The sequence below is a fragment of the Flavobacterium aeripolare genome (genome assembly GCF_013294025.1).
GTDB lineage: Bacteria > Bacteroidota > Bacteroidia > Flavobacteriales > Flavobacteriaceae > Flavobacterium.
This window is the reverse complement of sequence record NZ_JABSNL010000006.1, coordinates 42,326-67,356: the sequence shown is the minus strand read 5'-3', so window position 1 is coordinate 67,356 and position 25,031 is coordinate 42,326. Positions and strand designations below refer to the sequence as shown.

The window sequence follows — 25,031 nt, the reverse complement described above, 5'->3', positions numbered from 1 at the left end:
TTTTTTTATCTTGAAACTTTACCTGAGAAATCTCCAGCAAGCAACTTTTCTATTTCTTCAATTGTAATTAAATTGTAATCTCCTGCTATTGTGTGCTTCAAACAACAAGCTGCCACGGCAAAATTTAATGCTCTTTGCTTATCGACAGGAGTTTGAAGTAAACCATAGATTAATCCTCCCATAAAAGCATCACCACTACCCACACGATCTACCACCGGAGTGACATCTTGCACATCTGCATTATATACTTTTTCTCCATCATATAATATCCCACCAATTCTTTGATGAGAAGCACTAATAGAGTACCGTAATGTTGTTACAGCAGTATTTAAGTTTGGACATTTTGTAAACAATGCGTCATACAGTTTTGGCAAGGATGCCTCATTACTATAATCAGGATCAACTTTGTCCATTCCTAACATAAAATAGGCCGTATCAATATCACCTAAGATGATGTTGCTATATTTTAACATTTCTGGCATAACCTCTTTAGGTTGTTTACCATAATTCCAAAGTTTAGAACGGTAGTTTAAATCTGTAGAGATTGTAAGTCCCATTTCACTAGCCACTTTAATAGCTTCAAAACAAGCATCAGCAGCGCTTTGAGACAAGGCTGGAGTAATACCACTCCAGTGAAACCAAGTAGCTCCTTTTAATGCTTCTCTCCAGTCTATAGTATCAGGAGTAATTGTCGCCATCGAGCTATTTGCTCTATCATATATAACATTGCTAGCGCGTGTTCCCGAACCTGTTTCTAGAAAATAAAGTCCTAATCTATCACCAGCAAATACCACGTTATTACATGCTACACCTAGTTTACGCATTTCCTTTACCGCACTATTTCCAAGTTCGTTATCAGGAATCACTGTAATAAACTCAGCTGCTACACCGTAATTTGCTAAGGAAACAGCAACATTAAACTCGCCACCGCCATAGGTAGCTTTGTACGAATCCGCTTGAGAGAACCTCAAATGTCTTTCTGTAGAAAGGCGGAGTAAAATTTCACCAAAAGTGACTACTTTATTCATTTTGTTATTCCTTATTAAGTATCATTCGCACAAAGCTAAATGCACCTTGTTAGCCGTATAATTAACTATGCTAACAGGGTTAGCACTTATTATTTAGTATTAGATTCCTAAAGCTTGACCACCACCAATTTGGATTGTTTCTGCTGTCATAAATGAAGCATCATCACTAGCTAAGAAAGATACAACAGATGCAACCTCTTCTGGCTCACCTAATCTACCTAATAAAATACTATTTTTCCAGCTAGCAAAAACCTCTGGTTTAGTCGCTTTAATTTGTGCGTGAAAAGGCGTGTCGATAGTTCCCGGAGAAACAGCGTTAACTCTAATTCCGTACTCAGCTAAATCTTTTGCCAATGCTCTTGTAATAGCATTCACACCAGCTTTTGAAGTACCATAGATTCCAGCTCCAGGTCCACCTGCGTTCCAAGCCGCATTTGATGTATAATTAATAATAGAAGCATTCTCCCCTTTTTTAAGAAAAGGAATCGCTGCTCTTGAAGCAAAAAATACAGAGTCAAGATTCAAAGCCATTACTGATCTGTAAAATTCAGTTGTCATTTCTTCAAATCTAGCTCTACCACCAAGTCCTCCTGCATTGTTCACAAGAACATCAATTCTACCATATTTTTCACCTATTTTAGTGATGTTGCTTGTTACTTCCTCGTCATTAGTTACATCAAAACCATAATATTCAGCTTTGATTCCGTCTGCAGTTAATTCAGCAACTTTTTGTGCTCCAGCTTCTGCTTCAATACCGTTTAAAACAACTGTATAACCATCTTTACCTAATCTTTTTGCTACTGCGAAACCAATTCCTCCTGTTGCACCAGTGATTACTGCTACTTTTCCTTCTGCTTTACTCATCTTAATTTATTTAAAATTTTTTATTTCTATTTTTTGACTTACTCTATTTTTCTACTTGTTCGATCTTTCTAATAAAAAAGAATACTGAAACTATCGTTAATGGTGCTAATATTGCAATAATGATAAAAGCAGGTGTGTACGATACCGTTGTGATTTTGGGAATTAACCAGTTCATCACAATCACTGACAATGCACCTATACTACCTGCTAATCCTGCAAGCGTTCCTACAGATGGCCCTTTAAACAAATCACTAGATAGTGTTTGTAAATTACCTATCGCAAACTGGAATCCAAATAACACTAAACTAACAATATATATAAACGTCATAGGACTGTCTCCATCTACTAAAAAGATGATTCCTAATAATCCTAAGAAGATTAAAACACAGCCTATTGTAATTGATATTTTTCTTGCAGCATCAACCGTTTTAGTTTCGATTAACTTTCCACAATACCAACCTCCAACCAGACTTCCTGCCATTCCTCCTAGATAAGATATCCATATTGTTGAACCTATTTCGACAATACTAAAACCAAATTTAGAATGTAAGTATAAAGGCATCCAACCCACAAATAGCCACCATATAGGTTCTATAAAAAAGCTAGCCGATAAAACTCCCCATGCTTCTCTGTATTTTAATATATTAAGTACACTCAATCCTTTTTCGTTAGATTTTGAAGCTGTACCTGCATTCCCACTAGACTTAATTAAGTTTAATTCTTCCTCTGTAATCCAAGGATGATTTTCTGGAGTAGCTTTATTAATGATCAACCATGGAATAACCCATAAAATACCAATAGCACCAATAATAATGTAAGTTGATCTCCAACCAAAACTACCGTATAAAAAAGCAATTAAAACGGGTGCAATTACACTTCCTAAAGAAGCTCCAGCATTAAAAATTCCTTGTGCAATTGCACGTTGCTTTACTGGAAACCACTCTCCATTACTCTTAACCGCACCAGGCCAGTTCCCCGCTTCACCTAACCCTAACAACCCTCTAAAAAGTGTTAAAGAAAAAAGTCCTCTGGCAAATGCATGAAATACAGACGCAACAGACCACAATACAATAGAAACGACAAACCCTAGACGCGTACCAATAATGTCATATAATTTTCCTGATAAAAATTTACCAGCTGCATAAGTGATCATAAAAATATTAAGCATGACAGCATAATCCGCTTCATCCATACCTAAATCCTTACCCATCTCTGGCCACATGATTCCAAAAGCAGTTCTATCGATATAATTAATAACAGTCGCGATGCAAATTAATGTTATAATCCACCATCTTAATCCTCTTACTTTCATTGTTAATTGTTTTATTTAGGGCTCAAATTATGCTTAAAAAAAGCACAAGAAAACCTGCATCTCCATTCAAAAGAATAGGACGGAATATTAATTTATAAACTGTTTTGCTAATTTTAAAGAACTAAAAGTAGTCACTCAATACTTAAAATAATAACTAAGGCAACCGCGCAATTTCCTTAGCATTTTTTATTTAAATATTGTAGCAGTACTGATATAAAGCCTTAAAGTGCTCTTTCATTTTTTGCTTAGCCAACTGCGGATTTTGATCTTTAATTGCGTTGTAAATATCAAGATGCTCTTGAATACCTTTCACAGCTTGACCTTCATCACAAACATGATACTTTTCAAAATTAGTGATGATCTCAGGAGTTATGATTAACATCAAGGTATTGATCGTACTGTTTCCGCTTGCTTTTGCAATAGCTAAGTGAAATAGTAAATCTTCCTGAACTGCCTCTTCTCCGTTCATCACCTTTACACTGTAGGCATCCAGAGCTGCTTTTACAGCAACTAAATCAGCCTCAGTTCTTCTTGTAGCTGCAAGTCTTACCGTTTTTAATTCAAGTAAAATTCTTGTCTCTACTAGTGATCTAAAGTCAGACTCCTCTAACTTTAAAATATCTTCAATAATACCATTCATCGCGATTACACCTATGTTTGCAACAAAGGTTCCGCTTTGAGGAATGGATTTTAAAATACCGTAAAATTCTAGTTTCTGGATCGCTTCACGAACCGAATTCCTACTCACTTCAAACCGTTCTGACAACATTCTCTCTGAAGGTAATTTGTCGCCTGGTTCTAAGTTTTTAAAATTCATATAATCCCTGATCTTAGCGATGATATTATTTACAACTTCTTTATTATCTTTTTTTGTTAACGCCTCTAAATTCATACTTCATATATTTAGTATAATCTGGTTAACCAGATTGGTTTGTTAAAAATATAAAAAATATCGATATAAAAAAACAAAACAACTCTTTTTTTATTCGATGTTAATCCATTGTTAATGAGATACATCAAGGCTATAATACTTCACTTTTGCAAATGCACCTTTGTCATTTGTTTGCAAATAGTTCCCAGCTTTAAAATAGTTTTCAAAAACATCCCATTTTTTAAGATCTGAAGAGCGATAAACAACTGATTCATTATTATTTAAAACCACTTCTAACCTACCCTTTGATACGATAACTTCGAGAGTAAATTTATCAAAATTCACTTTTTCTTTAAAATTGTACCCCTTATCATCTATCCAAGCTTTTGTATTTAGCATCTCAGTATCTGATACTTTTCTATTTTTCAAAACTTTTGTTTTTACACGTACTTTCCCATTGTCCCAATAGATTTTCAAGATTGGCGGTGCATTGTTATCGTCTTCACCAATTAACTCTTTTTGATCATCACTTAAGCGACCGTGAATTTGCATGATAATGACTTTATGGTATTTGCCTTCCTTACTTTTAGAGACTGGCCCCATGGCTAATGTTCCTTTCATTCTTCCACCTTGGCTAAACTTCCAGTTGGGTTCATTTTTTCCAGGTACCATCTGCTCTCTCAGTTCTGAACGAGAATAATGGGTATTAGCAGTGGTAACTCCTGAAGGATACGCGTAGAAAACTACTGCACCATCGGTATCATTGTACATGTACTTATTAATACTTTGGTTTGTATTGTATCCTAATATTTCAGGATACCCTATTGATGTAGGATTACCTTTAGGAATTGTGACCTTCCAGTGTGTTAAATCAAATGGCGCTTTGTCCTTTTCATCAGCTACTTGCGCCACACAAAAACTAGAAATCAATAAAGACCCGAAGCTCAAACTGCTTATAATATTTTGTTTTGAAATCATAAATTGCTTAAATTCTTTAATTAATTGTTTGCAATACTTATATCATCAACACGAGCCTCTGCCAACTGGTTAGAGATATAGATCGAAATTGATGCATTATCTCCAGAGTTAAACGTTAATGATTCTTTAATGTAAGTATTCGCATCATTTTGATCGCTTACTGTTACACTACCAATTGTTGCTGCAGTCAAATCTGCTTTACTATTTACCTCTCCCGCCAATACAGCTATGGTCACATTACCCACAGGTGATGTTTTTAAAGTGTAGTAAAATGAAAGCGTATATATTTTATTTTTTTCTACTGTTATTGTCTGGTATGCAATTCTGCTACCATCACTAGGAAACTTCGCTGCTTGACTACCACCTACAACTGGACTTGATGTAACCTGGATTTTTCCTCCCAAATCTGCATTTTCCCAACTTTCGGTACCACTTTCAAAACCTGAATTCAAGATAATTGGTTTGAAAACTTCAGATGGTTTCGTCACTTCAATTTCTTGAACTACTGTGTTGCTTACCCCTAACTTATCTGAAGCCGTTAAGGTTACCGTGTATTTTCCAAAATCAGGAAAGTCATGGGATGCATCCTTGTCTGTACTTGATCCTCCATCTCCAAAATCCCAAAGATAATCTGTAGCACTCACAGAAATATTTGTAAAGTCTACCGTAAGATTATTAGCAATGTTTACCTTTGATGTAAATGCAGCCGATGGAGGTGTTTGATCAGCAATACTACCTTCTTCAGGCCATTCAGAGCCATAGCTATCACAGCTTTGTAAACTTGAAACAGTTACTATTGTTAAAACAAAAACCTTTATATACGTTGCTATATTTTGAATACTATTTTTTTTCATAGTGTCGCTTTTTAAATTTAATGTAATTAGTACTAGTAACCTGGGTTTTGCAATAAAGCACCACCACTCACATTGATCTCAGCTTGCGGAATAGGAAGCAATAAATCTGTAGGAGAAAAACTCACTGCTGTATTTGTCGCATAAATAGACAATACATTTTGTGCTTCTCCAAAACGAATAAGATCATACAAACGGTGATTTTCAAACGCCAATTCTATTCTTCTCTCGTCCATCAACATTTGTTTTGTAAGTTTTGCAGTACCGTCTTCGGCTAAGGTGCTCAATCCTACTCTCGCTCGCACTAAATTGTAGCTTTTTATAGCAGCTACACTGGCTGTCTCTGCTTGCCCAGCCATTATCGCTTCTGCATGTAGTAACAATACATCAGCAAAACGCAAAACAATCCAGTCGTTTCCACACAAACGTGCGTTACCAGAAGTTGTTAAAAATTTAGCATTTGCCTTAGGATCTAAAGGATTAATTAAGATTGGTTTTCTTTTTACATCTGCAGGATCTATGGCTGCAGCCAAATCATCTGTAACAAAATCCAATCCACTTACTTGCCCGCCTTGAGTCATTTCAAATGAGAAATCTTGCGATTCATTTACATCATCATTCGTATACGGAATAGCAAATAAAATTTCATTGTTTTTCTCCGAATAAAACACATCTCGGTATGCTGCTTCAAGTGCATATTGACTGTTTGCAACTAACTGTGAAAGTATTGGTTGAGCTGCAGTATAATTTCCTTGTGTTAAGTAAACTTTGGCTAACATTCCTTGTGCCGCAGCCATTGTAGCACGTCCAAAAGAAGCACTTGCCTTAGAAGGAAGATTTACTGCTGCATATTCTAAATCTGTTTGTATAAATTTAAGTACCTCTGTCGCTGAAGTTTTAGCTAAATAACTAGCATAATCACTATCTGTAGGCGTAACAACCTTATCTAGTAAAGGCACGTCACCGTACGCTCTAACAAGATTAAAGTGAGATAAGGCTCTTACAAATCTAGCTTCGGCAGCGTACTGACTTTTCTTAGCGCCATCTTGCACTACTTCGATATTTTTAAGCACCACATTAGCTCTAAAAATCACATTGTAATTTGCTCTCCAGTAATTTACAATTGCTACGTTAGTAGACTTCACACTAAAACTTTCAAACTGTGCCCAGTCACCTTCACGAGATTTTGATTTTGCATTGTCTGACCTCATCTCTGTTAAAGCAAATTCTCGCATGGGAACTTCTTGTAAACCGTCATATATTGCGATTACCGCTCCTTCAATTTCTTCGTCATTTTTGTAAAAAGCATTGTCACCAATTTGCGAAATAGGAGCTAGATTTAGATCGTCTTTTCCGCAAGAATAAGTACTTGAAACTAGAATAAATAATCCTAAAAGTTTGTATATATTTTTCATATTTCTTGTTCTATTTAAAATTCAACATTAAGTCCAAATGATACTGTTTTGTAGATTGGAGCAGCCCCTTTTTGATATCCGTATGTTAACGGATTACTAGATCCATCTGTGATTCCTTCAGGATTGTAACCTGTATAATCCTTAGACATAAAGTACAATAGGTTTTGTCCTGCCACGTACAATCTCATTTTACCAATCCCAAATTTTTTCAGCAGTTCCTTAGAAAAAGTATACCCTAAATTCACATTTCGCAATGCCACATAAGATGCATCTTGCACATCATCACTTGTAAAAATACGTTGTGTTGTAAAGTCAGCATTTGGCAAATCAGAAGTTGAATCTTGATTAGAAGCAAACTCATTATTGATGTATTGTGAATTTATATTACGCACCTCAGCACCAACAGATCCTTGAAACATAAAGCTAAAATCAACATTTTTATATTTGAAATTATTACTAAAACTCCAAACCAAATCTGGATATGGTGTTCCTAAAACAGTACGGTCATCAGTATCGATAATACCATCTCCGTTAAGATCTTTCACATAAACATCCTGTGCCTGAGCATTGATAGGGTAGAAAGGATTTTTAATAAATTGTTTGTCAATTTGGCTGCTTACAACATAACCGTAAAAAGAGGAAATAGGTTGACCTTCTAATGAGATCCATTCAGATGGACGCTTGTCATCGATAATACTAATCAATCCACTTGAACCAGCAAAATCAACTAATGTATTTTTATTATGTGTGAACAAAGCTGATGAAGTCCATGAAAAATCGTTAGTTCTAATGTTTTTTGAACGTAATTCTAATTCGAATCCTTCGTTTTTCACTTCTCCTCTATTTACTAACGCTGTTTCAAATCCAGTTACCGCAGCAACAGGCAGATCAATTAATAAATCATTACTTGTTCTAGTATAATAATCGAATGATAATCCAAAAGCACCATCAAACAATGAAGCGTCAACCCCAGGATTAAATTCTACTAATTGCTCCCACCCTAAATTAGGATTAGAAATATTTGTCGTATTGAAACCATTTGAAACTCCGTCAAGGGCCGTTCCTACTGGTTGCACTAAGCCAATATAATCATATTCACCTATCCCTGAATTACTTCCGGTAACACCATAACTTACTCTTAATTTTAAATCTCTCACAAAATGGCTGTCTGCTAAGAATTTTTCGTTCGATACTCTCCACCCTAAAGAGGCTGCAGGAAAAAATCCGAATTTTTTATCAGGTCCAAATTTTGACGAACCATCTGTTCTAAAACTAGCAGATATTAAGTAGCGATCGTCATAAGAATAGTTTACACGAGATAAATACGAAATTAATTTTTCTTTGTATTCACTAGTAGATCCACCAGTTAAATTTGCAGCAGGAATAGTTTGTATGAAGTCATTAGTATAACCCGCAGCAGACAAACCTACAAGTGTAGTTGACCAGTGCTCAGTTGTAAAACCTGCAATTGCACTAAGGTTATGTTTTCCAAAATCATTGCTGTAGCTAAACAAACTTTCTGTTACAATGTGATTTTGCTCTGTTGAGCTGTAGAAAGATCCAGAATCTGCAGCACCATTACGTGTTGCTTGCACTCCTCTATATTCTTCTGATTTTATAAATCTATAATCTCCTCCTAAGGTTTGCTTGAAATTAAAATGATCTGTAAAATTTATTTTAAAATACGTGTTACCATAAAACTTAGTCTGGTATTTAAGTTCGTTAATCTCATTTACTTTCGCAAAAGCATTTTGATTAGAAGTAGCACTAATACTTGTTCCTCCACTTGCAACCGGAACACCATTTTCTAAATCATAATTATCAAACATTCTTTCCATGGCATAATCACCCACTTTGGCATTAGCCCATCTACCGTTTTCTCTCAATCTATTTACATATTGGATAGAATTTTCATCTAGGTACACTGGCAACCATGGATTTTGTCTAATAGCATCCACAAGGTTAATAGGAAACCTTCTTTGCTTAGTAAATGATGGATTAATCATCACACCAAATTCTAATTTATCTACTTTAGAATCTAAATTTAAACGTAGATTGATTTTTTTGAAGTTGTCATTAAGCAAAACACCTTCGTCACTGTTGTAACCTATGGAAGTTCTAAATTTAGTATTTGCCGAACCTCCACTCACAGATAGGTTATGATCTGTGATTACACCACCGTCCATAATTTCTTTCTCCCAGTTAGTGTAAGTACCTAGTTTTTCAATATACTTCATTTGATCTGTCAGTTCGCCTCCGTTATTTTCTTTCACATAACTAGACCACTTCTCTGGTGTAGACAAAATGTTTGTTCGTGGTACAAATTTGTACCCAGTGTACGTATTATAAGAAAATTTGGTAGCACCTTCTTTTCCTTTTTTAGTTGTAACCATAACCACACCATTAGCACCTCTAGAACCATATATAGAAGATGAAGAAGCATCTTTTAATATCTCTACAGATTCAACATCGTTCATATCAAGGCTTGAAAGGAAGTCAGCATCGTTTCCTAATACGATACCGTCAACCACAATTAGTGGGTTTGATGAAAATGAGATCGAACCTTGACCCCTTACCTTGATGGTAGGCGCTTCACCGGCACCTGGATTTGTTTGTTGGATATTAACCCCCGCGACCTGCCCTATCAAGGCATCGTCTACTCGGGAAACCGGAATTTGATCTAAGTCAGTATTAGTAACTTTAGAAATAGACCCCGTTACATTGGCTCTTTTTTGAGTTCCGTAACCTATTACAACAACTTGTTCTAATTGATTACCCGCTTCACTTAAAGCAATATTTAAGGTAGATTGATTGGTTATGGCAATTGTTTTTGTCTCATAACCTAAATAACTAAATTGTAATTTATCTCCTGAAGATACAGAGATTGAAAATCCTCCATCAAAATCTGTGATGGTTCCTGTTTTTGAATCTTTAATCATTAAGTTGGCCCCAGGAATAGGCATCTTGTCAGAAGCGGCAGTTACTTTACCCGTTAATGTGTATTTCTTCTGAGCAAATACAGCCACGTTACATAGTAAAATAATCAAAATGGAAAGTTTAATCTTTAAATTCATAATTTCTCTGTTTGGTTTTGATATGTTCGATTTATTTTGGATTGATTAGGATATCAATCATTCGTATTTCACCACATAGGTTCAAAATGAGACAAGGGATTAAGCAAGTCAAAAATTAAGTGATTTTTTGGTTTTCCAAACTGGTTACCCAGATTGATTTACCAAATATAAACATAATTTTAACTTAAAAAAATTAATTCTTAAAATTTTCTAAAAAAAAAGCATATTATGTATTTTTTACGATTAAAAAATACATAATATGCTTAATTAGCATCTATTATAGTATAATGCTATTATACCATGAAGTCTTCCCTGATAGGGCTAAACACGTCAATCAATACACCACTTTCTAAACAAAGTGCGCCGTGCATTACGTGAGGCGGGATATAGAAACAATCTCCTCCTTTAAGAATTTTTGTCTCTTCACCAATAGTCATTTTGAATTCTCCACTCACCACATAAGTAACCTGGGCGTGATAATGCTCATGCATAGGGCCTATACCGCCTTTAGTGAAGTCAACATTAACAAGCATGATTGTATCGTCATAACCCATTATTTTTCTTTTAACTCCCTCACCTACTACTTCCCACGGTATTTCGTCTCCTAATAAAAACTCTTTGCTTGCTCCAAACTTTTGCATCTTCTTAAATTTTAAATTATTGTATTGCTTCTTATTTTATTTTATTGTGAAATACACATCCTGTCCATTGATAATTCTCACCATCTATGGTTACTTGATGTTTTTTGCTATTTGAATTGTCTTGTACATCCATAATAAACAATAAGGTGCTTTTATCCTTATTATAAATTTTTACGGCAATATAATTGCCATCATCAAGTACTTTTTCAAGTTTTGTAATGCTGCTGTATGCATTAGATGTAAACTCTGAAACAGTATTATAGGAACCATGTGTTTCTAATGCGTTTATAAAAGTACCATTTTGAGTCGCTTTCTTTCTAGAGACAATTCCGGGATCATTCCTTAGATTAAAATTAGGATCGTTTGCACCCAGTCGCGTGAAGATAACCTCATCTCCTACAGATAGCGCTGCAGTTAAACTGTAAAAAGTTCCTTTGTCTAGCCAGCTAATTTTTGAATTTTCTGCAGTTGCGACACCACTGCCCTCTTTCCAGAGGTGCTGGTATCCATTATTTTCACCTAGCGGTAACAAGTCTTTGCTTTTATCAACCTTGAAATTTGCCAACATGATTTGTCCAAAGTAATAATAAGGGAAATCATATTGATTTTGCTGCTTTGATTTAATTTGCATAATATCTAGAAGCAAAGGATGTTCGTAACTGTCGTCTTTTATCAAAGCCATAGTACGGTGCAATGTCGTTCCAGGATAAGCATTATTTTCTATAGCACTTACAACTTGAAAGTTAGCATCAGATACATCAAATAGGTAGTTGTCAGAATGATTTACACTGCCTATATCAAAATCGCCGTTAAAATGAGAAGTTTCGTTCTGAATTACGGTATTGTGAGCTATCGATTGTTTAGCCCAGCTAGTATTTTCTTTTAAATAGCCTCCCCCATTTTTTTGTTCGATATTAACAAATCTAGCCAGTCCATAATCTTGAATGACCTCTTTGTCATTATTATAATAGGAGAACGATAGCTTATCATAGTGTCCGTGACTCAATCCTTGAGCAGCATATTTCAAAACTAAGGTTGCTTCATCTTGATTAACCTTACTTCTTAAAATAGCAACACCACCTTGCTTGCCATCAGGCCCATCAGATAAATTTAGGGATTTTTTCAAGAATGGTTGCGCTAAACCTTTTTGCACAGCAAGAGCAATTTCGAGACCGCTATTATCAAGTTCGACTCTATTTTGTTTCTCGGCGATCGACAACAATTGGGGATCCTGCGCTCCATATGCATAGCCTATAGCCACCGCCGAAACTAATTCTCTAGAATAATACGACATCCCTTTTTGACCATCGTTTAAAGGAAAAAATTCTCCAGCACTATTTGTCAAATTTAATAACGCATATATTGATTTAAGCAATACTCCATTTTTATATTCGAAAATTTTAATCTCAGGCTTAGTATTCTCTAGTGCAGCGGCAAATACTAAAAAAGGATACATTGCGTAACGCTGATAATAAGGTCCCTCAGTATAATAACCATCTGGAGAAAAAGGTTCGTCAACATTTGCAAGAAAGCCCGTCTTTTGTCCTTCTTTCTTAATCAGTCCACCATCATTATCTTTCAATCCTGCCGGTAGGTGGTCTTCTTTGAGTCCGTTTAATGCACGATCTAGTAAAACGCGATCATTCATAACTAGCCCAATCATCCCCACTGCAACATTACCCCATGTACTGTGATTGTGCACACGGTTAAAAAATTGTGGTGATCCTATCGAAAGAAAATTAGCATAGGGTTTAAATAAATTTTTCTCGAGATTAGCACGCTCTTTTTTACTTAAGTAGTTGTAAATACAATCGTATGCTTGACTAGTATATACTAACCAGTTTGCATCGTTTAAAGCTTGCCAAAACAATTTTCCTCTTGCATAAGAACGTTCTTGAGGATGCAACGGCAATGTAGGATACATTTTTGCATATTGCAGCAACATGTTTTTTACATATAGTGCATATTTATCATCATTAAGAATCTGGTATAGCAATCCTGCCTTTTGCATTAATAGGTAATTCTTTTTATGAACTTCGTGACTATAACCGCCTGCCATATCTTTAGGAACAGGAACCACAATTCCCGCTTTAATAGCTTGATCTACCTCTAATTTTACATCGGCTAGTGAATTATCAAAAAGCGGAACTGAACCCAAATTTTCTCTAATTTTCTCCACTCCTTTTTTTGTCATAACAAGACTAGGGTGTTCTTGTGCATTACTGACTGCCGATAAAAAGAAACAACTTGCAATTATGATTGCTTTATTAATACTATTTAATAACATAAGATTGTTTATCTATTAATTGCACTCTCTTTTATCTAAGTAAAATATCTTCTACCTTACTATTTAGGAATGCTATTTTGGTTAACCAATTTGGTTTTCCAAATATATTATTAATTGTATGATAAAAAAAATTTAATGTAATTTAATGTCCTATTTTTTCAGCATTTAAAAATTTTAAATAGCTATCATTATTGTATCGCTAATGAACACGACTTTTAACTAACAATATACAAACGAAACTTACTATTTTAACCAAGGTAATTGAAGATAAACCAGCTGAAAAGTGAAAAGACTTACAATTGAATAACAAATCATCTTATATTTGTACTTGCTAGATAGGTCCCTGACTTAAATGGTCTAGCCAAATTAACAACGCTTATTATGACATTAGAAGAAAAAATATTAAAAGCCGAAACAAGAATTTTTAAGGCTGTTTTCCCTAGCACGACAAATCATTATGATACCTTATTTGGAGGAACTGCATTATACCACATGGATGAAGTTGCCTTTATTGCAGCCACGCGCTTTAGCAGGCAAAAAATGGTTACAGTAAGTAGTGATAAGATTGACTTTAAAAAACCCATTCCTGCAGGTACAATTATCGAATTGATAGGTTGCGTAATACACGTGGGGAATACAAGTATGAAAGTAAAGGTTGAAATTTTTATCGAACAAATGTATGACGATCAAAGAGAGAAAGCTATTACGGGAGAATTTACCTTTGTTGCCATCGATGATGACAAAAATCCTATTTCGATTATAAAAGACTAATTACACATAAAGAAGGCCAGTAAATAGTATTTGCTGGCCTTCTTTATGTTCTTTTTTTACTGGAATGCTATAGGCGCAGCCAAACAAGAATCTGGAATTGCAAAGGCATCAACTAGTGCTACTGCTGATGGTCTAATATCCCAGCATAGCTGATTCACCATTTTTCTCACCGCCTTAGTTTTAACTGCTTCCATATATCCGTCCTCTAAATACCAAGACTTATAATTCTCGATTTGAGACAAGGCATACAACTGCGCTAACTTAGTCAAAATATTTTTTGCCTCACTTTCTTCGACGGTAGTTATCGCTAACTGGAATTGCTCCAGCACCACTCTATCCAGATAGGCTTGTGCTACATCGATCATTTGGTGTTGCACTACATTAAAAGCATCATAAGCTTCTAAGCCACTTTCAATCAATTTTTTTAAACGCTTTGCCGCCGATGCTAGTATCGTTCTCTCACGGTGTTCAAAGGCTTGCAAATGGAATTGTCCGTCAAGCAGGTGTTCAACATCAGTTTTACGTGTGGCAATAGGATTTTTTTCGGTGATTGCTTTTACTGCATTTTCATACACGTAATTAAAGATTCCCATTTCGCCAAAGGTCTTTCTAAATTCTGATAATCTATTTTTAGCCACTAGCTGCATGAGTACCGTATTATCGCCCTCAAAAGTTGTGTAGATGTCGGTATCGTTTTTTAAAGCGTCAATTCTATTTTCAGATAGATAACCTTTTCCTCCACAGGCCTCTCTACATTCTTGTAAAATAGCAGTGGTACTCCATGTTGAATACGCTTTCATTCCTGCTGCAAGCGCTTCAATTTCTTGTATCTCAGATTCTTTTTTATGCATGAATCGTTTGGTTACATACTGCAAAGCAAAGTGTACGGCATAGGTTTTTGCTAACGGTGGTAGTAAACGGCGTTGGTGCATTCGATAATTAAGAATAGGCACTTCTGCACCACCTTCAGGTCCAAATTGTTTGCGCTGATCGCTGTATTTAATGGTAATGGCTAACCCACTTTTGGCTGCAGCCAAAGCAGAACGAGGAATACCAATACGCCCACCAACTAGTGTTCCAAGCATGGTAAAGAACCGTCTGTTATCACTAGGTATCGGACTTTCAAATTCGCCTTCCTCATTCACCGAAGCAAAGCGATCTAGCATATTTTCTTTTGGAATAACAACTTGGTTAAATTGTATCGTCCCATTATCAACTCCATTCAATCCCATCTTTTGTCCGCAATCTCCTATTGTGATTCCGTCTAAAACTTTTCCTGTACTTTCTCTAAGAGGTACAATAAACGCATTTACGCCATAATCATGATCATCAATAACCAACTTGGCAAAAACGGTAGCCATTTGTCCGTGTACCGCAGCATTACCTATGTATTCTTTTTGCGCTTTATCATGCGGTGTGTGTATAGTAAATGTTTTGTTTTGATGGTTGTAAGTAGCTGTTGTTTCCAGGCCTTTTACATTAGATCCATGATGCGTTTCGGTCATTGCAAAGCAACCTGGAATTTTTAAAGAACCTATGTCTTGTAAGTATTCTTTATAATGCTTCTCTGTTCCTAGCGACTGTACGCTCATACCCCACAAACCAAACTGCACACCAAATTTTATTACTAAACTTAAATCATGGTAGCTTAGGGTTTCCATTATGGCGAAATAATCGACAATATTATCGCCTCCGCCATACGCCTTAGGATAGGCCATATTACCTAGATTTTCGGCGGCTAAAATTTTGCACCACTCGTAAACCTTCTCTCGGTAAACTGCGGTATCTGTGGTATGCGTGTAAGCAAACTCTGGTCGCGAAATCACCTCTTTAACTCTATTGATAATAGGAGCTTGTTCCCCATGGAGGAGTTTAGTAATAACTGCTATATCAAATAATTCACGGTTTTGATATTGCGCTGTTTGCGTATTCCCTATTTTCTTAAAATTCCCAATAACCTCTTCACTTAATACTCCTAAGTCAGCTTCTAGCTTAACAAAATCTAATTTAACAGCTACAATAGCTTGATTATTATTCGAAAGAAAAAGCACTACATCAAAGAGGGATTGTATGCCGTTTTGCGTTTGTACTACCTCTTGAATTTGGTAATACCACTTAGAAATTGTTTGACGGCTTGGCGGTTGCTCTTTTACCATTGCCGCTGTTAACTCCTCTTTATCTATTGTGGAAAGCCAGTCTTGCTTAGCTATAAAGTCGTGCAATGTATCAAACTCCTTATCGGTAAGCGCGTCATCTGACCATACTAAATATAGAAATGGCAACATGGCGCTAGTAGTACTATTTTTCATAAATAAAGCTATAAAGTTATATCGAATACCATTAAAAGTGCGTGAGGTACTCCTAATGAAGTTACTAAAATTAAGGAATTCAACGTAGCTTTATTGTTAATGTACTACTAATTTTAAAAAGGCTAGGTAAAAAAAAAGAGCCAAACAAAATTGTTTGACTCTTTTTTTTTAGAAGATTATCTCCATCCACCACCTAGATCACGATAAACGTGCACAAAGGCATTCATTTGTCGCTCCTTAGTTTCTACTAACTCTAGTTTAGTATCTAAGGCGTCTCGCTGTGTCATTAAAACTTCAAAATAATCTGCTCGAGCGTATTTAAACAATTCGCCAGCCACACTAATAGAAGTATTTAAAGCCGCTACTTGTTGGGTTTTCATTTGGTACTTTTTATCTAAATTATTGATATTCGCCACCTGATTTGCGACTTCAAAATAAGCGTTCAAAATAGTACGCTCATAATTGTAAAGTGCCTGAATTTGTCGTGCATTTGCCGAAGCAAATTCAGCCTTAATCGCATTTCTATTTATCAATGGCGCTGTAATATCTCCAACCAAATTATACAATATAGATTCTGGAAATTTCACTAAATACGACGTTTTGAAAGCCTGCAATCCATAACCTGCTGAAATATCCAATGAAGGATAGAATTCGGCACGAGCCACTTTTACATCTAGTTTTGCGGCGGCTAATTCAAGTTCGGCTTGCTTAATATCAGGACGATTAGCAAGTAACTGTGACGGGATTCCCGCACTAGCAGCTGTAGGCAGTAAATTCAAGAAGTTACTGCTCTCGCGTTCAATTTTTTCAGGATAACGCCCCAGTAGAAAATTGATTTTGTTTTCTGTTTCTACTATGTTTTGATTGATATCAAATTCTAAACTTTTTGAAGACAAAACCTCAGCTTGAAATTTTTGAACGGCAAGCTCGGTAGCTCTAGCAGACTCTTTTTGCGCTTTTACAATTTCTAATGCGTGCTGTTGCAAATCGATATTCTGTTTTACAATTGCTAACTGATTGTCTAGAGATTGCAGTTCGTAATAGGAGTCAGCAACCTCAGCAATAAGATTTGTGATTACAAAATTCTTCCCTTCTACAGAAGCTAGATATTTTGTTACCGCTGCTTTTTTAGCATTGTGCAATTTTTTCCAGATATCTACCTCCCAGTTTGCAAAAGCACTGATATTAAAATCAGTTAAAGGATCTGGAAATTCTTTTCCTGGAGCAATCTCGGTAGTGGCATCACCAGCACCTTGACTCGTATAGCGACCTACTTTTTCGACACCAGACCCCGCGCGTAAACCTACTGAAGGAAGCAATTGCCCTTTGCGAACACGTATGTCGTTCTTAGCAATTTCGATATCCTGCAAAGTGATGTTTAATTCTTGATTATTTTTTAGTGCTACTGTAATTAAAGCGGTTAGATTAGGATCATTAAAATACGATTCCCAACTTAACGCTCCTGTATTTACAGTGTCCTTAGACAAACCAAAACTCTCTGGAATAGCAGTTGGTTCTGGCATAGTAGCGGCAGATGGAGCCTTACAACTAATAATTGTAAGGCCTGTCATCATTACTACTGCGTAGCGGTACATGATTGATTTATTCATGGTTATTGAATTCTTCTGTTAATGGATTTTCGTCTTCGTCTTTTGAAAGCTTGTGCTTTTCTGAAATTTTAGCAAATATCAAGTACAGTCCTGGAATTAATACAACTCCGCACAATGTACCTATAAACATACCTCCCGCTGCTGCAGTTCCTAATGTTCTATTACCTATTTTTCCTGGATCAGAAGCCATAGAAAGCGGAATCAATCCTGCGATAAATGCAAACGATGTCATCAAGATAGGTCTAAAACGTACCAGTGCTCCCTCCATGGCAGCATCGAGTACCGCAACACCTTGACTGTGCTTTAATGCGGCAAATTCTACAATCAAAACGGCATTCTTACCTAGCAGACCAATAAGCATGATCAAGGAGACTTGTGCGTAAATATTGTTCTCTAAACCAAATAATTTTAAGAACAAGAAAGCTCCAAAAATACCGGCAGGAAGTGATAAGATGACAATTAATGGCAGTACAAAACTTTCATATTGTGCAGCAAGAACTAAGTATACAAACCCTAAGCAAATAAGGAAAATATAAATCGCTTCGTTCCCTCTAGCAACCTCATCTGCAGAGATTCCCGCCCAGTCAATTCCGAATCCTCTAGGAAGTGTTTTGGCAGCGACCTCGTTTACAACTTGAATTGCAGTACCACTACTATATCCTATTGCAGGAGCACCACTAATCTCAGCAGCATTGTACATATTGTGTCTAGTAATTTCAGATAATCCATATACTTTTTTCATTTTCATGAAAGCCGAAAAAGGTACCATTTCATCACGATCATTTTTTACGTACAACTTCAAGATATCTTCTGGCAACGCTCTATACTGTGGCAACGCTTGAACAATTACCTTATATTGACGGTCATATTTAATAAAGTTGGTTTCGTAGTTACTACCTACTAATGTTGATAAGGTATTCATGGCGTTCTCGATACTAACCCCTTTTTGCTGTGCTATGTCGTTATCAATATCCAGCATGTACTGTGGAAAAGAAGCACTATAAAAAGTAAATACCGAGGTAAGTTCAGGTCGTTTTTTAAGTTCGGCAACAAACTCCCTACTTACGGTCTCCATTTTTTTATAATCCCCTGAGCCTGCTTTATCTAGTAAACGCAGTTCAAATCCCCCAGCAGCTCCATACCCAGGAACAGCTGGTGGTTGGAAATATTCGATAGTAGCGCCCGAAATATTTTTAGTTTCTTCTTCTAACTGCTTGATAATTTCCTCAACATTCTCGTGACGCTCTTCCCAACTTTTAAGATTGATCAAACAAGTTCCTGTGTTGGCTCCCGTTCCCTCAGTTAAGATCTCGTACCCAGCTAATGCTGAAACTGATTTTACACCATCGATTTTTTCGGCTACTTTTTGCAATTTTTCAGCAATCTCATTTGTTCTTTCTAATGAAGAACCTGGAGGCGTTTGAATAATTGCATAAAACATTCCTTGATCCTCGTTAGGAATAAATCCTGAAGGCAAACTATTATTGATAAAAAAGATTCCTACACAAAATGCAGCCAATACCGCAATAGTAACTGATTTTCTATTGATAAATAAAGTCAATACCTTTCTATATCCTTCAGATAAGTTATCAAACTTTTTATTGAAACCATCTAAGAATCTATTGATTAAATTTCGTGGACGTGGTTTGCCGTGATTGTTTTTCAACATCAAAGCACATAAAGCCGGAGTCAAGGTTAAAGCCACAATTCCCGAAAGAATAATCGCTGTAGCCATAGTAATTGAGAACTGACGGTAAAATATACCCACAGGACCTGACATGAATGCAACTGGAATAAATACCGCTGCCATCAAGAAGGTAATCGCTATAATAGCACCTCCTATTTCAGACATGGCTTTCTTAGTGGCTTTTCTTGGCGAAAGGTGCTCCTCTTCCATTTTAGCGTGAACGGCTTCAATTACCACAATGGCATCATCGACCACAACCCCAATAGCCAATACTAATGCGAATAAAGTAATTAAGTTAATGGTGATCCCAAAAAGTTGCATGAAAGCAAAAGTACCTATCAAAGATACCGGCACTGCGATTGCAGGAATAACCGTAGATCTCCAGTCACCTAAAAACACAAACACCACTAAACCTACTAATATAAAGGCTTCAACAAGTGTGTGAATTACTTTTTCGATAGAAGCATCTAAGAACTTAGACACATCATAACTGATTTCGTAATCCATTCCTTTAGGAAATGACTTTTTAAGTTCTGCTAGTTTTGCTTTAACATCTGTAATTACTTGGCTAGCATTACTACCATACGATTGTTTTATAGTAATAGCGGCAGAAGGTTTTCCGTCGATACTGGAATAAATATCATACATCGAACTACCAAATTCCACATCGGCTACATCTTTTAATCTAAGGAGTTCCCCACTTGCACCAGCACGTACAACAATATTTTCATATCCCTCTTTTGTAGTGTAACGCCCTTTATATTTTAATACATATTCAAAAGCTTGTGATCTTTTTCCTGAGCTCTCCCCCGTTTTACCAGGAGAAGCCTCTAAACTTTGATTGCTAAGAGATTCTAATATTTCATCGGCAGAAATTTTAAATGACAGCATGCGGTCTGGCTTTAACCAAATACGCATCGCATAATCACGATTTCCTAAGATATCAGCAACACCTACTCCATTTACACGCTTTAAATCAGATAAAATATTGATATCGGCATAATTGTAAAGAAATTTTTGATTGGTATTGGGGTCAGTACTGAATAAATTAACATACAACAACATGTTAGGCTCTTCACGAGTAATCTTTAAACCCTCACGCACCACTAATGGCGGTAATTTATTAAGTACAGAAGCCACACGGTTTTGTACATTAATTGCAGCCTGATTAGGATCTGTACCTAAATTAAAAACAACTTGTACAGAAGCTTCTCCATCATTTCCTGCATCTGAAGTAATGTACTTCATTCCCGGAACACCATTCAAAGCACGCTCTAATGGGATTACTACCGCTTTCACCATTAATTCCCCATTTGCTCCAGGGTAATCAGCAGTAATATTCACCTTAGGAGGCGAGATTGCAGGGAATTGCGTTACTGGAAGACCAGTCATTGCTAGTACTCCTAAAAAGACAATAACTAGCGATATTACTATCGAAAGTACGGGTCTTTGTATAAATTTATCAAACATTTTTTTACTTTTTTATTTGGTTAAACCAACTATTCTGCATGAAGTCTCAAACTATTTAACACCTTACCTGGTTTCAAAAAGTCGTATTGAATTTTATCGTTTTCATTTGCTTTTTGGATACCGTCAAATACAATTTTGTCGTTTACTGTTATACCCGATTCGATAACATATAAATCAGGCATTTCTCCTTTTACAACAATCTCTCTAGATTTGATAACGTTGTTTTTATCTACAACAAAAACATACTTTTTATCTTGTATTTCGTAGGTCGCTTTTTGCGGAATAACTAACGCTTGATGCAAAGGCACCACCATCATAACAGAACCTGTTTCCCCGTTTCGCAACAGTTTATCAGGGTTAGGAAAACGTGATCTAAAGGCAATATTTCCTGTTTCATTATCGAATTCTCCTTCGACCAACTCCACTTTTCCTGATTGTTTTAAAATGTCTCCATTTGCTAATTTTAAGTTCACCTTAGTGTCAGCTCTGTTTTTAATATCTGTTTCATAGCTCAAGTATTCTGGTTCTGAAACGTTGAAATAAGCAAACATCTCACTATTATCAGAAAGGCTAGTAAGCAGCTCACCCTCATCGATTAGACTCCCTAGTTTTTTAGGAATTCTATCAATGGTACCCGAAAAAGGTGCTCTAATTTCGGTGAAAGATAGGTGTAATTTAGCTACGGCAACTTCGGCTCTAGCTTGCTGTAAATTTGCAGTTGCTACCGCTTGCTCATTCTTAGAAATGATATTTTTATCCGCTAAGTTCTTTGTGTTTTGGAATTCAATTTCAGCAGATTTTGCCTCAGCTTGTGCTTTTAGCAATTCGGCTTCATACATTTTAGGCATGATCCTAAAAAGCAGTTGACCTTGTTTTACATATTGTCCTTCGTCGACATATATTTTTTGTAAAAACCCTTTTTCTTGTGCTCTTATCTCGATGTTTTGCACTGATTTTATTTGGGATACGTACTGCTTAGTGAATGAGGTATCAATAACTGCAGGACTTGTTACAGTAAATTTTGTAGGTTCTTCTTTTTCTTCCTTTTTAGAATTACAACTTACAAGGAAACTTGCGGCCAATAAGCCAGTGATCATGATGATTTTTTTCATGGTATTCAAAAGTAATTTAGCAATAAAATGATTGAGATTTAGAGGTCTCTTTTCGTTTTTAAAATAGTGATTGCCAGAAACTAATGCATACTACAACAAGACGCTAAGATGCGCTGTTGCGTTACAAACAGAAATTGTGGCAATTAAAAAACGTATTGCTCAAATTCTTAAAACCTGTAGTCTAGAAAAAGTAGGTGATGAATAACCACAAAACTGTGATTGGTGATTTTGTATGGGTAAGATTGTTAGTTGTACATCTGGGGTTACAAACGCATGATACCATGGTTGCACCTTAATATTGCTAAAGGCAGCTAACTTTTTATTAGTAGTGGTTTTATCATTTGCACCATAATGACCGTCGTCTTCTGTATCAGTATCTGCGTCTTCAATTAAGTCGCTATCCTGATCTTTATGATAAAATTTGATTTGGTGATTTTTAGTAAACGTAGTCTGTATCGTATTAATCTGGAATGGTTGCATGATAGCCGCATGCACAGTTGTTCCTCCGCCTAAAAGCAGCATACTTAAACATATTAGAAATAAGGCTATTCTCATCAGCTATTCGCTTTTTTTAATAATACAAGCACAAAAAAATCAATCTGTAAGAAGGTCCTAAACTATCTTGTGATTTTTTTGTCAAAAGTATATCGAAATATTTAAAGAAAAATAATTTTTAATACTATTTTAAGAATAAATTTTGTTACAAATTTTCGAGCTACAAATCCCACTTTTCTATTTGTATAAAGTAGTAATTTTAATTTTCGAAAGAAATAAAAAAACGACCGATAAGTCAATGAATATCAATTTCGTAATAGTGGTTTAAATTATTTTAAGCTAGTTTTTTGGATCCAATTTTAATTCCCAATTAAATCAGAAAATAATGTTAAAAACGGTTAAAGTGATAATCTTGTAATAGTGTTAAAGTTGCGTGTATGTACATTTACGCTCATAAACAATAAAAATCACGATCATGGAATTCATAAATGCGATGAGAAAACGCTACAGTACTAAAAAGTATGATGCGACAAAAGCGATAGATAAAAAATTAATTGAAGAACTTAAAGAGATACTAGTATTAAGTCCGTCTTCTATAAATAGTCAGCCATGGCAATTTCAATTTGTCACTAATCCTGAGGTTAAAAAACAATTAGCAGCTGCCTCTTTATTTAACGAGGACAAAATAAATGAATGCGATACACTAGTAGTTTTTAATTCAATCTATGATGTGGCCGTATTCGAAAAACAAATTAAGGAAAACTTACCGCAATCAGCATTAGATTATTACAATACTACACTGGTGCAATTAACTCCTGACGAGTTGCGAGTATGGTTTGATAAACAAGTTTATTTATCATTAGGAATATTATTAGCGGCTTGCGCCCAAATGGAAATTGATGCGACTCCTATGGAAGGAATAGAAGCAGACAAGTACCAGGAAATCTTAAAAATGGATGGTTATAGAAGTTTATTTGCAGTAGCAATAGGATATAGACATGATGAGGATAGAAACCAACCAAGTCACAAACCCAAATCACGATTAGCTCAAGAGGCAATCGTTAAATCAATTTAAGATGAAGAAATTATTACTAATAGCACTTAGCATTGCAAGCTTAACAAGTTGTAAAAAAGAAGTTAAGAAAGATACCAAAGTAAAAGAAAAGGTCGTTGTAGCGCCCACAGTAACTGAAATTGCATCTATAAAAGGACAACAACTTACTGGAGTAACAGTAAGTACAGATGGTAGAGTATTTATTAATTTCCCAAGATGGCGCAAAGGGGTTGCAGCATCAGTTAGTGAAGTTATCAAAGGGAAGACAAGGGCATTCCCTAACCAAAGTTGGAACAACTGGGAGATTGGGAAAACAGTATCTGATTCGGTTTTTGTAGCGGTACAATCAGTAGTTGCATTCGAAAATGATCTTTATGTTCTAGATACTCGAAATCCAGAATTTAAAGGTGTAATCGCTGCTCCTAAATTATTTGTATTTGATTTAATGACAAATAAACTGAAGAAAACCTACACTTTTCCAGAGAGTAGCTACCACAAAGATTCTTACATCAATGATTTAAGAGTAGACAAAGAAAACGGTAGCATCTATTTAACAGATTCTGGTCATGCTGGTTTAATTGTTTTAAACATGGAAACAGCCGAAGCAAAAAGAGTCTTAGATAATAACGTGGCTACAAAAGCAGAAATTGATCATTTAACGATAGATGGAAAAGCCTTTAAAAATGTGGTTAACTCAGATGGTATCGCGCTAAACCCAATTGATAAAAAACTATATTTTCATGCGCTTTCAGGGTATACACTGTATGCAATTGATCCGCTAGTGTTGATTCATGGCACTGATAAAGAGATTACACAATCTGTAGAGAAAATAGCTAAGACATCTGCTCCTGATGGTATGATCTTTAATACCAATGGTGATTTATATTATGGTGATCTAGAACAAAATGCCATTATGAAAAGAGATGTAAACGGTGTAATATCAATTTTTGTGAAAGGCGATGAGGTAAAATGGCCAGATACTTTTAGTATTCATAATAATACATTATACTATACTAATTCTCGTATAAGCGAAATCGACGGTCCTATTGATGGCATGTCTTTTACATTAAACACAGTTAAACTGTAGTATACATATCTAATAGCGTCTTTAAAAATCTAGTATTGCAGCAGCTGCGGTACTAGATTTTTTTTTTGGAACAAGTAGAAGTAGCATCAGCATACTAAAAAAGATGTAAATCGGA

At 35.7% G+C, this 25,031-nt stretch carries 18 protein-coding genes; 3 read left to right on the top strand and 15 right to left on the bottom strand.

Features of this window, described 5'->3' with window-relative positions; all coding sequences use genetic code 11:
* Positions 1–5: 5 nt before the first annotated feature.
* The 10 genes from HNQ00_RS08525 to HNQ00_RS08480 form a co-directional block, all read right to left on the bottom strand.
* Entirely contained in the window at positions 6–1,028 is a 1,023-nt protein-coding gene (locus tag HNQ00_RS08525; protein ID WP_173837911.1) for a sugar kinase, read from the bottom strand.
* A 99-nt stretch (positions 1,029–1,127) separates the two neighbouring features.
* The gene (locus HNQ00_RS08520; RefSeq protein ID WP_173837910.1) at positions 1,128–1,892 is read right to left on the bottom strand and encodes an SDR family NAD(P)-dependent oxidoreductase; all 765 of its coding nucleotides are present in this window, start codon (positions 1,890–1,892) and stop codon (positions 1,128–1,130) included.
* A gap of 43 nt (positions 1,893–1,935) precedes the next feature.
* Positions 1,936–3,204: an MFS transporter gene (locus HNQ00_RS08515; protein ID WP_173837909.1), complete on the bottom strand. Its 1,269-nt coding sequence runs from the start codon at positions 3,202–3,204 to the stop codon at positions 1,936–1,938.
* A 190-nt stretch (positions 3,205–3,394) separates the two neighbouring features.
* Positions 3,395–4,096, bottom strand: a complete 702-nt coding sequence (locus HNQ00_RS08510) for a FadR/GntR family transcriptional regulator (RefSeq protein WP_173837908.1) — start codon at positions 4,094–4,096, stop codon at positions 3,395–3,397.
* A gap of 111 nt (positions 4,097–4,207) precedes the next feature.
* The gene (locus tag HNQ00_RS08505) at positions 4,208–5,053 is read right to left on the bottom strand and encodes a polysaccharide lyase family 7 protein (protein WP_173837907.1); all 846 of its coding nucleotides are present in this window, start codon (positions 5,051–5,053) and stop codon (positions 4,208–4,210) included.
* A gap of 20 nt (positions 5,054–5,073) precedes the next feature.
* Complete coding sequence (locus tag HNQ00_RS08500) at positions 5,074–5,907, bottom strand: PKD domain-containing protein (protein ID WP_173837906.1); 834 nt, start codon at positions 5,905–5,907, stop codon at positions 5,074–5,076.
* A 32-nt stretch (positions 5,908–5,939) separates the two neighbouring features.
* Positions 5,940–7,319, bottom strand: a complete 1,380-nt coding sequence (locus HNQ00_RS08495; protein WP_173837905.1) for a RagB/SusD family nutrient uptake outer membrane protein — start codon at positions 7,317–7,319, stop codon at positions 5,940–5,942.
* Between the two features lie 14 nt (positions 7,320–7,333).
* Positions 7,334–10,393: a SusC/RagA family TonB-linked outer membrane protein gene (locus tag HNQ00_RS08490; RefSeq protein ID WP_173837904.1), complete on the bottom strand. Its 3,060-nt coding sequence runs from the start codon at positions 10,391–10,393 to the stop codon at positions 7,334–7,336.
* Positions 10,394–10,686: 293 nt separating this feature from the next.
* Positions 10,687–11,034 (bottom strand): cupin domain-containing protein, encoded by a 348-nt coding sequence (locus HNQ00_RS08485; RefSeq protein ID WP_173837903.1) that lies wholly within the window; start codon positions 11,032–11,034, stop codon positions 10,687–10,689.
* 31 nt (positions 11,035–11,065) lie between these two features.
* On the bottom strand, positions 11,066–13,321 hold the full coding sequence (locus HNQ00_RS08480; RefSeq protein WP_173837902.1) for a heparinase II/III domain-containing protein: 2,256 nt from the start codon (positions 13,319–13,321) through the stop codon (positions 11,066–11,068).
* Positions 13,322–13,702: 381 nt separating this feature from the next.
* Between HNQ00_RS08480 and HNQ00_RS08475 the strand changes: the two genes are divergently transcribed.
* Positions 13,703–14,092 carry an acyl-CoA thioesterase gene (locus HNQ00_RS08475; protein WP_173837901.1) on the top strand — a complete coding sequence of 130 codons (390 nt, stop codon included), beginning with the start codon at positions 13,703–13,705 and terminating at the stop codon, positions 14,090–14,092.
* Between the two features lie 56 nt (positions 14,093–14,148).
* Here HNQ00_RS08475 and HNQ00_RS08470 read toward each other — a convergent pair whose 3' ends face one another.
* From HNQ00_RS08470 to HNQ00_RS08450, 5 genes are all read right to left on the bottom strand, one after another.
* Entirely contained in the window at positions 14,149–16,401 is a 2,253-nt protein-coding gene (locus HNQ00_RS08470) for an acyl-CoA dehydrogenase family protein (RefSeq protein ID WP_173837900.1), read from the bottom strand.
* A 176-nt stretch (positions 16,402–16,577) separates the two neighbouring features.
* Positions 16,578–18,011, bottom strand: a complete 1,434-nt coding sequence (locus HNQ00_RS08465; RefSeq protein ID WP_173837899.1) for a TolC family protein — start codon at positions 18,009–18,011, stop codon at positions 16,578–16,580.
* Positions 18,004–21,168 carry an efflux RND transporter permease subunit gene (locus tag HNQ00_RS08460; protein WP_173837898.1) on the bottom strand — a complete coding sequence of 1,055 codons (3,165 nt, stop codon included), beginning with the start codon at positions 21,166–21,168 and terminating at the stop codon, positions 18,004–18,006. Before HNQ00_RS08460 ends, HNQ00_RS08465 begins: the two co-directional genes overlap by 8 nt.
* A 29-nt stretch (positions 21,169–21,197) precedes the next feature.
* Entirely contained in the window at positions 21,198–22,280 is a 1,083-nt protein-coding gene (locus HNQ00_RS08455; protein WP_173837897.1) for an efflux RND transporter periplasmic adaptor subunit, read from the bottom strand.
* Between the two features lie 159 nt (positions 22,281–22,439).
* Positions 22,440–22,835 carry a hypothetical protein gene (locus HNQ00_RS08450; protein WP_217425258.1) on the bottom strand — a complete coding sequence of 132 codons (396 nt, stop codon included), beginning with the start codon at positions 22,833–22,835 and terminating at the stop codon, positions 22,440–22,442.
* A 415-nt stretch (positions 22,836–23,250) separates the two neighbouring features.
* Between HNQ00_RS08450 and HNQ00_RS08445 the strand changes: the two genes are divergently transcribed.
* Both HNQ00_RS08445 and HNQ00_RS08440 read left to right on the top strand, forming a co-directional pair.
* Positions 23,251–23,850 (top strand): nitroreductase family protein, encoded by a 600-nt coding sequence (locus tag HNQ00_RS08445; RefSeq protein ID WP_173837895.1) that lies wholly within the window; start codon positions 23,251–23,253, stop codon positions 23,848–23,850.
* 1 nt (position 23,851) lies between these two features.
* The gene (locus tag HNQ00_RS08440) at positions 23,852–24,916 is read left to right on the top strand and encodes an L-dopachrome tautomerase-related protein (RefSeq protein WP_173837894.1); all 1,065 of its coding nucleotides are present in this window, start codon (positions 23,852–23,854) and stop codon (positions 24,914–24,916) included.
* Positions 24,917–25,031 lie beyond the last annotated feature (115 nt).